Here is a 14,220-nt window from a genome sequence, read left to right as displayed (position 1 = left end):
ATGGCTGGAGAATGCGAGGGTGAAGACATTGGCTTTATATGGTGCAATTGAAGGCGGAGGCACGAAGTTTATTTGCGGTGTTGGCAATGAAGAGGGGGCAATTCTTGATTTTATTTCGATCCCCACGACAACGCCGGAAGAGACGCTTGGTCAAGCGATGGCTTATTTTGCAGGGAAAGGCATCGAAGCGATCGGAATCGGAACGTTCGGTCCTATCGACGTGAACCCGTCGAGTCCGGCCTACGGCTCGGTAACGAAGACGCCGAAGCCGCATTGGAGCGGCTATGACCTGATCGGCCATGTGAAGAAGCATTTGGATCTGCCGATCGGTTTCGATACCGACGTTAACGCCGCGGCGCTTGGCGAGACGGTATGGGGCGCAGCCAAAGGCTTGTCCAGCTGTTTGTATCTGACTATCGGCACAGGCATCGGTGGCGGAGCGGTCGTAGAAGGGAAGATGGTTCACGGCCTTACGCATCCGGAGATGGGACATATTTCGGTTCGGCGCCACCCGGAGGATACATACGAAGGCTTCTGCCCGTTCCATTCGGATTGCCTGGAGGGACTGGCGGCAGGGCCGGCAGTCGAGAAGCGTTGGGGCAAGAAGGCTTACGAGCTGGACGCCTCGCATGACGCATGGCGCTTCCAAAGCTACTATGTTGCTCAGGCGCTTGTGAACTACATCCTTATTTTATCTCCGGAGAAGATTATTCTGGGCGGAGGCGTTATGAATCAAGCGCATCTGTTCCCGCTTATCCGCGCGGAGGTACAGCGGTTGCTGAACGGCTATGTCTATCATCCCGCCGTGCTTGAACATATCGACGACTACATCGTAAAGCCGGGCCTCGGCGACAAAGCCGGTCTAAGCGGCGCGCTTGCGCTGGCTATTCGGGCTGCGGAGCAGCGCAAATAATTTCATGAAGACGCTAAGCTTGCTTAGCGTCTTTTGCCTGTTGTGCGATAAGATAAATCCAATGATTCAAGGGGGAGTTTGTCGTGAAATTTTCGGTATGCATTGACGCCCTATACAACGGAAGACCTTCTGTGGAAGCCATTCGAGCCGTGCATGAGGCCGGGGCGGAGGCGTTCGAGTTCTGGTCGTGGACGAATAAGGATGTGGAAGGCATCCGCAGCGTGAAGGATGAGCTGCGCCTAAGCCTTACGACGCTGCTTACGAAATCCAACAACCTGGTCGATCCCGCGCACAGAGAGGAGTACCTGGACGGTCTTCGGGAGACGGTCGAGATCGCCCGCCGGCTTGGCTGCAGCCGGATTCTGACGACGACCGGGCAAGATACGGGCGGCCCTCGTGCCGAGCAGTACCGGTCGATCGTGGAAAGGCTGAAGGAAGCCTCGGCCATTGCGGAGAAGGCCGGTATGACGCTGCTGCTCGAGCCTTTAAATACGAAGGTGGACCATCCGGGCTACTTCCTGTCGAGCTCGGAGGAGGCTTTTTCAATCCTTCGCGAGGTGGGCTCCCCAAGCGTAAAGCTGCTTTTCGATATTTACCACCAGTACATTACCGAAGGCGAGGTAATCGGAACCATCCGCGAGCATATCGGCAGCATCGGACATTTCCATGCGGCCGGCTATCCCGGCAGGCATGAGCTTCATATCGGTGAGATCGATTACGGGCCTATCTTCAGCGCAATTCGGGATACCGGGTATGACGGGTATGTCGGCTTGGAATATTTTCCGGCCGGGGAACCGGGGGAAGGGATTCGAACAATTATTGGCCGACAAAAGGCTCTATGAAAACGCAACCATTCGGACTAAAATAGGTTCATATTCTTTTTTTATATCGATTATCGATTTCTAAGCTGGAGGAGTGTTTATTATGCCGTTAGTGGATATGCCGCTTGATAAATTGAAGGAATACCAGGGCCGAAATCCCCGTCCCGCCGATTTCGACGCGTATTGGGAACGCGCCCTTGCCGAGCTGCGCGCCGTGGACGCGCAGGTTGAGCTCGTGCCGAGCTCGTTCCAGACGCCGCAGGCGGAATGCTTCGATCTTTATTTCACCGGCGTTCGCGGCGCCCGCATTCACGCGAAATACGTTCGTCCGAGAGCGGTGACCGAGCCTCATCCCGCTGTGGTGCTGTTCCACGGCTACACGGGCCATGCGGGCGACTGGAACGATAAGCTGGCTTACGCGTCGCTTGGCTTTTCCGTGCTGGCGATGGATTGCCGCGGCCAGGGCGGCAGCTCTGAGGATACGGGCGGCGTCAAAGGGACGACGCATAACGGCCATATTATCCGCGGTCTGAACGATCATCCCGACAACTTGCTGTTCCGCCACATTTTCCTCGATTGCGCCCAGCTGGCGGGTATTGCGATGTCGCTGCCGGAGGTCGACCCGGAGCGGGTGTATGCGGCGGGGGGCTCGCAGGGCGGAGCGCTTACGATTGCTTGCGCCGCCCTTGAACCGCGGGTGAAGAAGCTTGCCCCGATCTATCCGTTCCTGACGGATTACAAGCGAACATGGGAAATGGATTTGGCGAAGGACGCGTATCAGGAGCTGAGAACTTTCTTCCGCCATTTCGATCCGCTGCACGAGCGGGAGGACGAAATTTTCGAAAAGCTAGGATATATCGACCTGCAGTATTTGGCTAACCGCATCCGCGGCGACGTGCTGATGTTTGTAGGGCTGATGGACACGGTGTGTCCGCCGTCCACACAGTTTGCCGCCTACAACAAAATGACGGCGCCCAAGGAGCTGGTCATTTATCCGGACTTCGGTCACGAGCATTTGCCTGGAGCAACGGACCGTACCATTCAATTTTTCTTGAAGGAATAGCAAAAAGAAACCAGCCGCTTCGATCGCCGAAGCGGCTGGCGTTTTTTCGCGCGCTGCGGCTGTTACTTCAACAGCGCTTCGGTCATTTGATCGGCTGCTCTAGCTGTTGAGAGCCCGCTCGCGGCCGCTTGGGCGAAGATCCGCTCCAGATTATTGTAAATGCGCTCTGTATCGCGCTTCGCCTTAGCGGCATCGGCGCCCTCAAGCTCGGCGGCCGTCACGATGATTCCTCCCGCATTGACGGCATAGTCCGGCGCGTAGAGGATGCCCCGCTCATGCAGCCGGTCGCCATCCTCTTCGGCAGCAAGCTGATTGTTGGCCGCCCCTGCCACGGCGGCGCAGCGAAGCCCCGGAATCGAGGCTTCATTCAGAACGCCGCCAAGCGCGCATGGGGAGAACACATCGCATGGAACCGATACAATCGCATTGGGGTCGCATGGCGCAGCCCCGAACTCCGCTGCCGCAAGCCGGACGCGTTCGGGATCAACGTCGGCCACGATGAGCTTGGCGCCCGCCTCGCTTAAATAACGGCATAGCTTATAGCCGACCTTCCCGAGTCCTTGCACGGCAATGACGCGGCTATGCGGCGATTCCGATCCATAGACCCGTTTCAGCGAAGCTTGTATGCCTAGAAATACACCGTATGCGGTCATCGTAGCCGTCAGCTCGTTCGTCGCCCCAAGCGAGCCGGTCGTATCCGTCACATAGGAGGTTTCTTCCCGCACCCAATCCATATCCTGTACCGTCGAACCGAGATCCAACCCTGTAATATAGAGACCGTTTAATTTTTGAAGCTGCTTTCCTAATGTTCGAAACCATGTTTCCCGCATGCGGGATGAGCCTGGCCTTGCGATAAGAACGGCTTTGCCTCCCCCGTACGGAATGCCGGCGAGCGCAGACTTGTACGTCATGCCCCGCGCCAGACGAAGCGCGTCTAGGGCCGCCTCTTCTTCGCTTCCGTAATGCATCATCCGGCAGCCGCCGAGAGCGGGGCCAAGCTTCGTGTGATGAACCGCGATGACAGCCTTGAATAGGGTGGAGCGATCTTGCAGGAAGATAAGCTGTTCATAGTCTTGCTTCCAAATGTCCATGCCTGCGCCTCCCATAGAGCCGATACGCGCGTATCGCTTGATAGATTAGCATATTCTCGGCGGCTGGACTTGGTCTAGACAGTTGACAATGAAAATGAGAATTGTTATCATCTGAGCAGGCGATAAGGTTAAGCGCTGAGACATACAGGACAAGGGGAGTTTACATTGAACGGACAACGCAATACATTGAAAATGACCGGTCTTATCAGCATTATGCTTCTAGCGTTGCTTCTAACCGCTTGCGGTTCGAATAATAACGGGAATCAGGGCGCGGCATCCGAATCGCCGGCGGCGGAGACGGCGACTCCAGCGCCTTCCGAGGAGCCGGCAGAAAGAAAGCTGACCGACGGCCTGGGCCATGAGGTGACGATTCCGGCCGAACCCAAACGAATCATCGCGTCGTACCTGGAGGATTATCTGGTAGCGCTGGACACGATTCCCGTCGCGCAATGGTCGGTTGCAAACGGTAAGCAGGAGTATTTGAGCGATAAGCTTGGCGATACGCCAACTATCGCTTACGACCTGCCTTTCGAGGCAGTGCTTGGCTTTGAGCCGGATCTTCTTATTATCGGCGGGGCGAGCGGAGTAGAAGGCGACAAATACAATCAATACTCGGAAATTGCGCCGACGTTCGTGCTTGGAGATGAAGTGAATAATGACTGGCGTCAAGCTCTTTTGAAGATCGGCGAGGTGCTTGGCAAGTCGGAGCAGGCGCAGCAAATATTGGACGATTATGAGACGAAAGCATCCGAAGCGAAAGCGACGCTGCAAGCAAAGGCTGGCGGAGAATCTGCGGCGGCGATCTGGCTCGTGTCGGGATCGTTCTATGTCGTTAGCGATTCGGTGTCGAGCGGCGCGGTCTTGTACAAGGATCTCGGCTTGGCAATTCCGGAGACGGTTAAGGAAATTTCGGCAGCAGCCGAAGCGAACTGGAATGCGATCTCGCTTGAGAAGCTGGCGCAGCTTGATGCCGATCATATCTTTCTGATCAACAGCGACGGCTCCGGCGCCGAAGCGCTGAAAGATCCGGTATGGAGCAGCATTCCGGCTGTGAAGAACGGCAACGTATACGAGTTCGGCCGAGAAAAAAGCTGGCTGTATACCGGTCCGATCGCCAACTCGCAAATGATCGACGATGTACTGGCAAGCATGGCGAAATAAAAAATGACAGGGCAAGACAGCGGCGGCCCCTTACCGGACTTTGTTCGGGAGGGCGCCGCTTTTTTTTGCGCAATTGCGGCGCTCCTTTCGGTCTTTACCCGATTTCATGGTAGAATCGATTTGAAGATAGTGGTAGAGAAGAGAGGAGCAGGAGATGAGTATGAGCCAGAGAACAATCAAATGGGGCATTTTGGGCTGCGGCGGCATTTCTTCGACGTTCGCGAAGGATCTGCGGCTGGCGGAGGGCGCCGAGCTGACGGCGGTTGCGGCAAGATCGCTGGAGAAGGCGGAGCAGTTTGCGGAGCAGCATGGCTTTGCCCGCGCCTATGGCAGCTACGAAGAGCTGTTTAACGATTCGGAAGTAGAGATCGTGTATGTCGGAACGATACACCCGCTGCATAAGGAGCAGGTTTTAGCTTGCCTGCACGCGGGAAAAGCGGTTCTTTGCGAGAAGCCGTTCACAATCAATGAGGCGGAAGCCCGGGAGATTGCGCAGCTTGCGCGCGACAAGAAGCTGTTCGTTATGGAAGCGATGTGGACCCGGTTTCTCCCGCCGATTGTCCGGACGCGCGAGTGGCTGAAGCAGGGCCTCATAGGAGATGTGCAGCTGGTGAAGGCGGACTTCGGCTTCGACGCGGGCTGGAATCCGGAGGGGCGTCTGCTAAGCAAGGAGCAGGGCGGCGGCGCGCTGCTTGATGCCGGCGTCTATCCGGTATCGTTCGCTTCCATGGTTTACGGCGAGCAGCCGAAGAGCATTCAGAGCAGCGCGCATATCGGCGAGACCGGCGTGGATGAGCGCTTCTCGCTGCTGTTCGAATACGATGGCGGCAGAACGGCTATGCTGAACGGCGCCGTGCGGCTCAGCCTCACGAACGATGCTCATATATTCGGGACAAAAGGTTATATCCATATCCCTAATTTCTTGTTCTCGAACAAGGCGAGCCTTCATGTCCAAGGCCAGGACCCGGTGACGGTAGAGGACAACCGCCAGTTCGCCGGCTACAAATACGAGGCCGAGGCGGCGATGGCCTGCCTCCGCTCGGGAATGCTGGAGAATGAAGACATCACGCTGGATGAAACTGTCGGCATTATGGAGACGATGGATCGCATTCGGAAGCAGTGGGGCTTAGTTTATCCTTCTGAGCAGGGCGAATAAAGGCTAGCCAGGCTGCCTGCAGCGGGAGCCGTCCCTCAAGCGGAAGATCATCTGCTGCGGGACGGCTCTTTTTGTTGTCCGGGGGATGTCGCCATCGACTTCTAAGCTATGCCTGGGCGGCCTTTCTCAGCTCGCTCACAATGGGAATAAGCGTCTTAAAGCTTTGAACCATGGCTCCCTCCGAGCCGAAGTTGAGAACGATATGCGTATCCGTCTCAGGGTCCCAGAAGAGATGTGTGGCCAGCACGCCGATATGGCCTTTTAACCGGGGCAGCCCGCGCAGCAGGAAGAAAAATTGCTCGAACCGCACCTCCATCATGCCCAGACCGTAGTGCAGACCGGGACGGAAGCGATGCTCGGCGTTATCCATCGTCTGCAAGGTGGAAGCCTGCAGCAGCTTTCCTTCTCTTAAGGCGCGGCCGAACCGAAGCAAATCATCCGTTGTGGAGACGAGACCGCCTCCGGCCCAATCGCAGCTAAGGCTGCGGAAGCCGCTTATTTCGCTGCCGTTGAACCAAATAGGAGCAAGTGGTTCGGCTGTACCGGATGAAGGCTCGCTGCGGTAAAGCATATAGGTGTCGCGCATGCCAAGGGGGTCCAAGATGCTGCGATGCAGGTCATGCTCGAACGTGCCGCCGGTTATGCGCTCGACCAGAAGTCCAAGCAGAATGTAGCCGGTGTCGGAGTAATGGAACCTCGTTCCGGGCGGAGCGACCGCATGCTGTTGTTCCCGCGAAAAGTCGAGCAGCTCCCGGGGTGCCCAGTGGCGGTCAGGCTGCTCCAGGATCAGCCGGCCGAAGGGGATGCCCGAATGGACCCGGCCACCGAAATAATCCGCGACGCCTGACGTATGGCTAAGAAGATGACGGACCGTAACATCGCCTGCGTAATCCCGTCCCTTATGAACGAATAGTCCGTTCAGCTCGCCGGAGTTGAAATATTCCGCGATACGGGCGCCCCATTCAAGAGAAGCTTTTTCGAGCAGCTGCCCGATCAGGACGGCGGTGAACATTTTGCCGATGCTTGCGATATGGTAAGGTCTTGGCGCCGGCGACGCAGCGTAACGGTAATCGATCCCGAGCTTGCGCGAAAAGATGCGTCCTTGGAGATCCGCCGCTTGTCCGCGCGGGACGCCTCCTCTCTTCCCGCGCGAGCATTTCTCGAACAAGGCGTCGAATCGGCGGGTGATCATCGCGGTGACATCCGCGCTCAGTTGCGGAACGGTCATGTGTATCCCTCCATCGGTTGATTTGGATGATTTTATATATTACTATTGGATATATTACTAATCGTAATATGGTTTATCGTATTCTGCAAGAGGCAAGGAGAGAACGGAAGATGGAATTTGTTATTTTGGGCCTGTTAATGATACGCAGCCAAACGGTCTATGAACTGAATCAAAGCTTCAAAACGGGCGTGTCCCTGTTCTACAGCGCCAGCTACGGCAGTCTGCAGACCGCGCTCAAGAAGCTGCTCGAGAAGGGCTGGGTAAGCTATTCGGAGGAAGTGGAGAACGGAAGGCATAAGAAGGTTTATGCGGTGCAGCCTGCCGGCAAGGAGGCGTTCGCCGCCTGGATGAAAAGCGAGACGCCGGACAGCAAGCTCGAGGTTACGGCGCTTTCCAAAATGTATTTTCTCGGTCTGATTGCCGATGCGGAGGAAAGACGGACTATTTTGCGGGAAATTACGGATAAGACCGAGCAAGCGCTGGCGGGGCTGGAGGCCCTTAACCGGGAGCTTGATCAAATGGAGGTTCCGGAAGCGTACCGCGGCCTGTTCCGGTACCAGCTGAAGACGCTGGAATACGGAATCGGCGCCCATCGGTTCGCGCGGGACTGGTTCGCCAAGGAGCTTAAGGAGCTGGAGCGGCTGCCCCGTTCCGAAGACGTCTGACCGGACCGGTTTGTCACTCTTGTCACCGGTGCGGTCATGGCTCTATACGAGGCATAAGGCCGGTGATAGAATCGGATTAAGAGCTGGCGATAGAGGGTGACGGCATACATGATTCGGATTATGATTGCGGACGATCAGCGGCTGCTGCGGGAAGGGCTGCAAACCATCCTACAGGCGGAGGAGGGGCTTTCCGTCATCGGCTTGTGCGAGAACGGGCAAGAGGCTTGGCGGCAAACGATAGAGAACAGGCCGGATGTCATTCTGATGGATATTAAAATGCCCGTGATGGACGGCATCGAAGCGATGCGTCTTATTAAGCGGGATGCGCCGGATACGATCGTGCTTATGCTGACGACCTTTGCGGAGGACCGGTTCATCATCGACGCGATGGCAGGAGGGGCGGACGGCTTCCTGCTGAAGGATATGCCCTCGAAGCAAATTGTCCGCACCATTCGCGAGGCGATGGACGGCGGAGTCATGCTGCCTGCGGCGATCGCGTCGAAGCTGGCGGCGAGGCTGTCGGTGCTGAGCCGCGGTCGCGCGGATTCGTTCGACGAGCAGAAGCTGAGCCGTCTAGGCTTGTCCTTCACGGAGCGGGAGCGGAAAATTATGCTGCTCATGCTTGAGGGCTATTCCAACCGGCAGATCTCGAGCACGTTATTTATGGGCGACGGGACGGTCCGCAATTACATTAGCGTTATTTACAACAAGCTGGGCACGAGCGACCGGAAGGAAGCGGTAGCAGTCATGCGCGGGCTGCTGCTGGATGACGGGCCATGATGACCCTAACGCCCAAATTCCGTTCCGCTCTGCTGTGGCTGTTGGCGTGCGCGGTTATTTTAACTTGTTTTCTGCCGGCCATGCTGGTGGAGCGCCCGAGCTTCGCGGAGAAGGGACGCGCCTCGTTTACGGTGTTTATTCGCGATTGGCAGGCCGCGTATGGTCCGGAGAAGCCGCAGGAAGCGGACTGGGTGCCGTTCGACAGCGCGCTTAAAGAAGGGCTGTCAGGCTTCGAAGGGACGGTATGGCTTCGAAAAACGGTGCCGGAGCTCGAATGGAGAAGCCCTTATTTGTTTTTTTCGGGCATGAAGCGGTTCGAGGCAGCGTTAGACGGCGAGCCGCTGTATGCCTTCAACATGGAAGGCAAACGCAGGCATATCGATCCCCGATCGATGCTCCACCCGGTGCCGATTGAGCCGGCTGATGCCGGCAAGGAGCTGCTCATCAAGACGGTGTGGGCGGGCCAGCCGTTCATCGGCAACGACATGGTGCTGGCCGGCGAGCCGGATCAGCTTCTGTATGCGCTGCTGCAAGCGGAGGCGGGGTATTATATTTATTCGATTCTGTATATAACGGCCGGCTTCGTCGCTTTGACTTTATATTTGCGGCGGAAGACCACCTTATACGGCTGGTTCGGCCTGCTCGGCCTCTGTCTAGGGATGAACCTGCTGTTATCGTGCCGCGTGCCGCAGTGGTTCGTTCCGCTCGGGGAGCTGTATTACTGGAGAGATCTGCTGCTGCCGGTCGGGATGATTGCATTCGTCGGCTTTTACGGAGAGGCGATGGGCGCCGCCCGCAGGCGGTTAATGCGGGCGGCTCGGTCTATTCTCCTTCTGTATGGAGCCGCGGTACTCGCCGCTGCGGTGTGGCACCAGCCGCTTTACATGAGACTGACGACGGAGGCTGCGGTCATTATTGCGGGAGCGGGCATGCTTGTGGTCTTATTTGCGCTGCTGCGATACCGGCAGTCCCCGGAGCGCGGGGAGGAACGGAAGTGGATCGTGCGAGGCTGCCTCACGCTCACGGCGTGCACGATTGCCGGGTTTACCGTTTCGCTATTTCCCGTCCCGATGAATGAGCTGCTCGCGATGAACCGATATGTCTACCGGGTCTTAGAAGGGTTACAGCCGAACGGACTGCTGCTGTTTATGATATGCATGATCATGGTCATGATCAGCGGCGTTCGGCGAGTGCACCTGGAATCCGAGCGGAATGCGAAGGAGCTGCTTGCGAAAAACCAAGAGCTGGAGCAGTTTCATCGCGGCTTGGAGCGGCTTGTCGATCAGCGCACCGCCGAGCTGGAGCAGGCGAACCGAATTTTATCGGTCACCTTGCGCGAGAAGGCGGAATCGCTGGCCGAGCTGTCCGTGATGGAGGAACGCAACCGCATCGCGTACGAGATCCACGACGTCGTCGGGCATACGCTGACGGCCGCCATCGTACAGCTGGAGGCGACGAAGACGCTGGCCGAGCGAGACGGCGGCATCCCGGACGGGAAGCTGGATATGCTCATTGGGCTCGTTCGCAAAGGGCTCGACGATATCCGCAAGTCCGTGCGGCTGCTTAAGACGGAGGAGACGCCGCCGCTTTCGCTGGAGGAATCGCTGCGCGAGCTTATTCAATATACCGAAGATACGATGGGCGTCCGTATCGAGGCGCAAATGGAGATTCCGCACGGGCTCGCGCTGGGCAAGCTTTCGGAGCAGGTGCTGTATCATGCGCTGCAAGAGGGGCTGACGAACGGCATTCGCCACGGCCGATGCAGCCGCTTCCGCTTCACGCTGCAGACGGCGGGCGAGACGCTGCGCTTCCGCTTGACCAGCGACGGCGAGCCGTTCGGCTCGGCGGCGCCGGGCTTTGGTCTTACGTCGATGAAGGAGCGCGCCGAGCTGCTGGGCGGCATCGTCTCGATCCGCAGCGGCGCGGCGGATGACGGCTCGCCTTGCGGCTGCGAGCTCTCGATCGAGCTGCCGCTTGGCTAGCGTGAACAATATGCACTAGGCCGTACGCCTCGCGCACCACATGACAAAACGGATGACATCGTGTCACTATCTTGGCGCGCGCAGATTCTTTTACAATGAGGACGTTGGAATCTTGATGCGGGAGGCTGCGGCAAATGAAAAAGCATTACGATGTGATCGTGGTGGGCGCGAGGGTCGCCGGTTCGGCGTTTGCTTACGAGATGGCGAAGGCGGGATATGAGGTTCTGCTGCTGGATAAAAGCACGTTCCCCAGCGATACGTTGTCGACGCATAATTTTTATGGGAACTCGCTTGCCATGCTGCGGGAGATGGGCGTACTCGAAGCGCTGCTGGCGACGGGCACGCCGACTTACAAAAGGGCGGTCGTCCAGTTCGAGGACGCCGTCATCGACGGTTTTTTCCCCGAGGTGATGGGGGAGACGGAATGCTTGTGCATCAGGCGGACGCATCTTGACGCCATTTTGTTCGAGCATGCTTCGGCGCAGGAGCGCGTAACGGCGCTCGAAGGGTTCCGCGTGGCGGAGCTGATCGAGGAGGACGGCAAAATTGTCGGCGTGGCTGGCGTTTACCAGAACGGGGAGCGCGGGCAGTTCCGGGCGAGGCTTGTCGTAGGCGCGGATGGAAGGCATTCAAGAGTGAGGCATTTGGCGGGGAGCGCATGCCTGCAGGCGGTGCCGACGGATTTTGCCTCGTATGTCGGGTATTACTCGAACTATAAGCAGGATGGAGAGCTTCATGCCGAGCTGTACAAAATGGGCGATAAAATCGCGATCGTGTTCCCGACCAGCGACAGGCTTTACGTCGTAGGCGTTATGTTCCCGCTCAAAGACGAAGAGTGGATGAAACGGTTCAAAGCGTCGCCGGAGGAAGCGATGAACCGTATTCTTAGAACCGGCTTTGCCGGCTCCCCGCTGCCGGAGCGGATCCTTCATGCCGAGCTTGCCATGCCGATAAAAGGTCTGCTCGGCTATGACAATGATTGGCACCAAGGCATGGGACCGGGCTGGGCGCTGGTAGGAGACGCGATCACGTTCAAGGACCCCGCCGTCGGCCAAGGCATGCAGGACGCGCTTTACGGCGCGCGTATTCTGACCGGCGTGCTGAGCGGCTTCCCGGATTGGGATGCGAGTTGGGACGAGATGGCGAGCCTGTACCAGGCGCGAATGGAAGAGAAGATGATGTTCCACTTTCATCTGGCCTGCCAATATACGAAAAACGCCCCTTTCACAGAGGAGCAAAAGCTGGTGAACCGATTAATCGCGTCCAGCCCTGAGGCGACTTCATCGTTTCTGGGCATTTACAATCGGGCCGCCGGGCCGCAGGAGCTCGAGCAGGCGATTCATCGTCTCATTCCAGTTCAAGAGGCTGCCTCTGGATCATCGGAACCGGCATAATAGAGGCCATTAATTATATAGCCGATTAATTATTCGTCTCCTAAATAAAGGCTGCTCCCCTCCAGACGAGGTCGGGCGGCTTTTTGCATGTTCGCGGCTATAAAATAAGATTGCCTACTCTTTTGCATCCATTTGTGGTATCCTTAGACGCTATATGATGATATTTACCATTCGCACGTTTATCCATAGGAGAATACAAAGATGAACTTCAAAGATTTACAGCTTAAACCCGAAATATTGAAGGCGCTTGCCCAAGAAAACTACGAGTCTCCGACTCCGATTCAGGAGCGCTCTATTCCGTCCGTGCTGGCAGGGCGCGACCTGCTCGGCTGCGCGCAGACGGGCACCGGCAAGACGGCCGCATTCTCGCTGCCGATCATTCAGCTGCTAAGCGGTCAGGCCGCGCCGCGGGGGAAGAACCGGCCGATCCGCGCGCTGATCCTTTCGCCGACGCGCGAGCTTGCGCTGCAAATTTCGGATAACATTGTCGCGTACAGCCGGTATACGGATTTGAGCTGCCTGGCGATAGTCGGCGGCGTCTCGCAGCAAGGCCAGGAGCGCGCGCTGGCGCAGGGCACGGACATCTTGATCGCAACGCCGGGCCGTCTGATGGATTTGATGAACCAGAAGGTAATCGGCCTGCAGGCGGTCGAAATTCTTGTGCTCGACGAGGCCGACCGGATGCTGGACATGGGCTTTATTAACGATGTTAAAAAAATTATTGCCAAGCTGCCCGGCAAGAAGCAGACGCTGTTCTTCTCGGCGACGATGCCTCCTGAGATCGAGCAGCTCGCAGGCAGCCTGCTGACCGATCCGGTGAAGGTGGAGGTTACGCCGGTATCGTCTACGGTGGACCGGATCAGCCAGTCCGTTTATTTCGTGGACAAGCCGAATAAACAGATGCTGCTGAACGATCTGCTTCAGGATCGAAGCATCGGCTCCGCGCTTGTCTTTACGCGCACGAAGCATGGCGCGGACCGCGTCGCGCGCGGGCTGAACCGCATCGGCGTAACAGCGCAGGCGATTCACGGCGACAAGTCGCAAAATTCCCGGCAGAACGCGCTGAGCAACTTCAAAAGCGGGGCGACACGTGTGCTGGTGGCAACCGATATTGCGGCTCGCGGAATCGACGTCGAGGATTTATCGCATGTGATCAATTTCAACCTGCCGAACATTCCGGAGACGTACGTGCACCGGATCGGACGGACAGGCCGCGCCGGGAACAGCGGCGTCGCCATTTCCTTCTGCGAGGCGGAGGAGCTCCCGTACTTGAAAGACATCGAGAAGCTGATTAAGAAGAAGGTGCCGGTTGTTGAAGAGCATCCGTATCCGATGACGGAAGGAGTGGCTCCTGCGGCAGCTGGCGTACAGACTCAGAAGCAGCAGAACGACCGCAAGCCGAAGCGTCAGGGCGGACAAGCGCAGCCGCAGAAGGCGCAGGGTCAGCCGAAGGAAGGCCAATCCCAGCAGAAGCAGAAGCAAAGCCAGACTCAGGAGCGGCAGACGCCGAAGCAGAACCAGGCTCAGCAGCCAGGACAGCCGAAGGCGGAGCAGACGCAGAACCGTCCGGCCGGTGAGGCGAAGCGGCATCCGAAGCAGCGGAATGCCGGCCATTCGGAGAAGCAGGCTCTCGCCGGACAGCAAGGACAAGCTCAGAAGCAGAGGAGCGCACAGCCAGCTTCGCAGCGTCCGGAGAACGCGGCCAAATCCCGAAAGCCGCAGACGCAGCGGCTGCAGTCGAGGCAGGAAATTCATCAGGAGTCCGGTAAGGTAATCTCCGTTTTGTCCGCTCCGTGGTCGAGCTTTAAGCCGCGCGGGCGCTAATAGAGGATTGACTTATTACCATAACCCCCTATAATTAACTGTAAATATAAGGGGATGCGTAACTGGCGAAAACGTAGATCACTACGGGGGAGCGCATCTGTCATACGAGCCGTTCGCCTGGGCAAAGCATTTGGTTGTTTAT

Annotated in this window: 12 protein-coding genes and 1 riboswitch; of the genes, 10 read left to right on the top strand and 2 right to left on the bottom strand. The window is 57.5% G+C overall.

Going from position 1 to position 14,220, the window contains the following annotated elements:
• Positions 1-28: 28 nt before the first annotated feature.
• From D3P08_RS23850 to D3P08_RS23840, 3 genes are all read left to right on the top strand, one after another.
• Entirely contained in the window at positions 29-913 is an 885-nt protein-coding gene (locus D3P08_RS23850) for an ROK family protein (RefSeq protein ID WP_119602671.1), read from the top strand.
• Positions 914-996: 83 nt separating this feature from the next.
• Positions 997-1,755 (top strand): hydroxypyruvate isomerase family protein, encoded by a 759-nt coding sequence (locus D3P08_RS23845; protein WP_119602637.1) that lies wholly within the window; start codon positions 997-999, stop codon positions 1,753-1,755.
• Between the two features lie 82 nt (positions 1,756-1,837).
• Entirely contained in the window at positions 1,838-2,797 is a 960-nt protein-coding gene (locus D3P08_RS23840) for an alpha/beta fold hydrolase (RefSeq protein WP_119602636.1), read from the top strand.
• A gap of 62 nt (positions 2,798-2,859) precedes the next feature.
• Here the strand turns inward: D3P08_RS23840 and D3P08_RS23835 are convergent, their stop codons facing one another.
• Positions 2,860-3,888, bottom strand: coding sequence for a Leu/Phe/Val dehydrogenase (locus D3P08_RS23835; RefSeq protein WP_119602635.1), 1,029 nt, complete (start codon positions 3,886-3,888; stop codon positions 2,860-2,862).
• A gap of 165 nt (positions 3,889-4,053) precedes the next feature.
• Between D3P08_RS23835 and D3P08_RS23830 the strand changes: the two genes are divergently transcribed.
• Both D3P08_RS23830 and D3P08_RS23825 read left to right on the top strand, forming a co-directional pair.
• On the top strand, positions 4,054-5,049 hold the full coding sequence (locus D3P08_RS23830) for an iron-hydroxamate ABC transporter substrate-binding protein (protein ID WP_338068743.1): 996 nt from the start codon (positions 4,054-4,056) through the stop codon (positions 5,047-5,049).
• A gap of 160 nt (positions 5,050-5,209) precedes the next feature.
• On the top strand, positions 5,210-6,205 hold the full coding sequence (locus D3P08_RS23825; RefSeq protein WP_119602634.1) for a Gfo/Idh/MocA family protein: 996 nt from the start codon (positions 5,210-5,212) through the stop codon (positions 6,203-6,205).
• Positions 6,206-6,311: 106 nt separating this feature from the next.
• Here D3P08_RS23825 and D3P08_RS23820 read toward each other — a convergent pair whose 3' ends face one another.
• Positions 6,312-7,433, bottom strand: coding sequence for a serine hydrolase domain-containing protein (locus tag D3P08_RS23820; protein ID WP_119602633.1), 1,122 nt, complete (start codon positions 7,431-7,433; stop codon positions 6,312-6,314).
• A 110-nt stretch (positions 7,434-7,543) separates the two neighbouring features.
• Here D3P08_RS23820 and D3P08_RS23815 point away from each other — a divergent pair, with 110 nt between their 5' ends.
• The 5 genes from D3P08_RS23815 (at position 7,544) to D3P08_RS23795 (ending at position 14,078) form a co-directional block, all read left to right on the top strand.
• Positions 7,544-8,098, top strand: coding sequence for a PadR family transcriptional regulator (locus D3P08_RS23815; protein ID WP_119602632.1), 555 nt, complete (start codon positions 7,544-7,546; stop codon positions 8,096-8,098).
• Positions 8,099-8,206: 108 nt separating this feature from the next.
• Complete coding sequence (locus D3P08_RS23810; protein WP_119602631.1) at positions 8,207-8,878, top strand: response regulator transcription factor; 672 nt, start codon at positions 8,207-8,209, stop codon at positions 8,876-8,878.
• Positions 8,875-10,860 (top strand): sensor histidine kinase, encoded by a 1,986-nt coding sequence (locus D3P08_RS23805; RefSeq protein ID WP_119602630.1) that lies wholly within the window; start codon positions 8,875-8,877, stop codon positions 10,858-10,860. Before D3P08_RS23810 ends, D3P08_RS23805 begins: the two co-directional genes overlap by 4 nt.
• A 134-nt stretch (positions 10,861-10,994) precedes the next feature.
• On the top strand, positions 10,995-12,254 hold the full coding sequence (locus tag D3P08_RS23800) for an FAD-dependent oxidoreductase (protein WP_119602629.1): 1,260 nt from the start codon (positions 10,995-10,997) through the stop codon (positions 12,252-12,254).
• Between the two features lie 201 nt (positions 12,255-12,455).
• Positions 12,456-14,078 (top strand): DEAD/DEAH box helicase, encoded by a 1,623-nt coding sequence (locus D3P08_RS23795; RefSeq protein ID WP_119602628.1) that lies wholly within the window; start codon positions 12,456-12,458, stop codon positions 14,076-14,078.
• Between the two features lie 48 nt (positions 14,079-14,126).
• Positions 14,127-14,208, top strand: a riboswitch (ZMP/ZTP riboswitch).
• Positions 14,209-14,220 lie beyond the last annotated feature (12 nt).

Origin of the sequence: Paenibacillus nanensis, assembly GCF_003583765.1 — a bacterium.
Taxonomy (GTDB): domain Bacteria; phylum Bacillota; class Bacilli; order Paenibacillales; family Paenibacillaceae; genus Pristimantibacillus; species Pristimantibacillus nanensis.
The sequence above is the reverse complement of the archived record's forward strand: the minus strand, read 5'-3'. Positions and strand labels throughout refer to the sequence as shown.

Excerpts from the sequence above, each read along its gene's own strand:
- D3P08_RS23840 (WP_119602636.1), top strand. The coding sequence starts at position 1,838 with ATGCCGTTAGTGGATATGCCGCTTGATAAATTGAAGGAATACCAGGGC.
- D3P08_RS23835 (WP_119602635.1), bottom strand. The coding sequence starts at position 3,888 with ATGGACATTTGGAAGCAAGACTATGAACAGCTTATCTTCCTGCAAGAT.
- D3P08_RS23825 (WP_119602634.1), top strand. The coding sequence starts at position 5,210 with ATGAGCCAGAGAACAATCAAATGGGGCATTTTGGGCTGCGGCGGCATT.
- D3P08_RS23820 (WP_119602633.1), bottom strand. The coding sequence starts at position 7,433 with ATGACCGTTCCGCAACTGAGCGCGGATGTCACCGCGATGATCACCCGC.
- D3P08_RS23815 (WP_119602632.1), top strand. The coding sequence starts at position 7,544 with ATGGAATTTGTTATTTTGGGCCTGTTAATGATACGCAGCCAAACGGTC.
- D3P08_RS23810 (WP_119602631.1), top strand. The coding sequence starts at position 8,207 with ATGATTCGGATTATGATTGCGGACGATCAGCGGCTGCTGCGGGAAGGG.
- D3P08_RS23805 (WP_119602630.1), top strand. The coding sequence starts at position 8,875 with ATGATGACCCTAACGCCCAAATTCCGTTCCGCTCTGCTGTGGCTGTTG.
- D3P08_RS23800 (WP_119602629.1), top strand. The coding sequence starts at position 10,995 with ATGAAAAAGCATTACGATGTGATCGTGGTGGGCGCGAGGGTCGCCGGT.
- D3P08_RS23795 (WP_119602628.1), top strand. The coding sequence starts at position 12,456 with ATGAACTTCAAAGATTTACAGCTTAAACCCGAAATATTGAAGGCGCTT.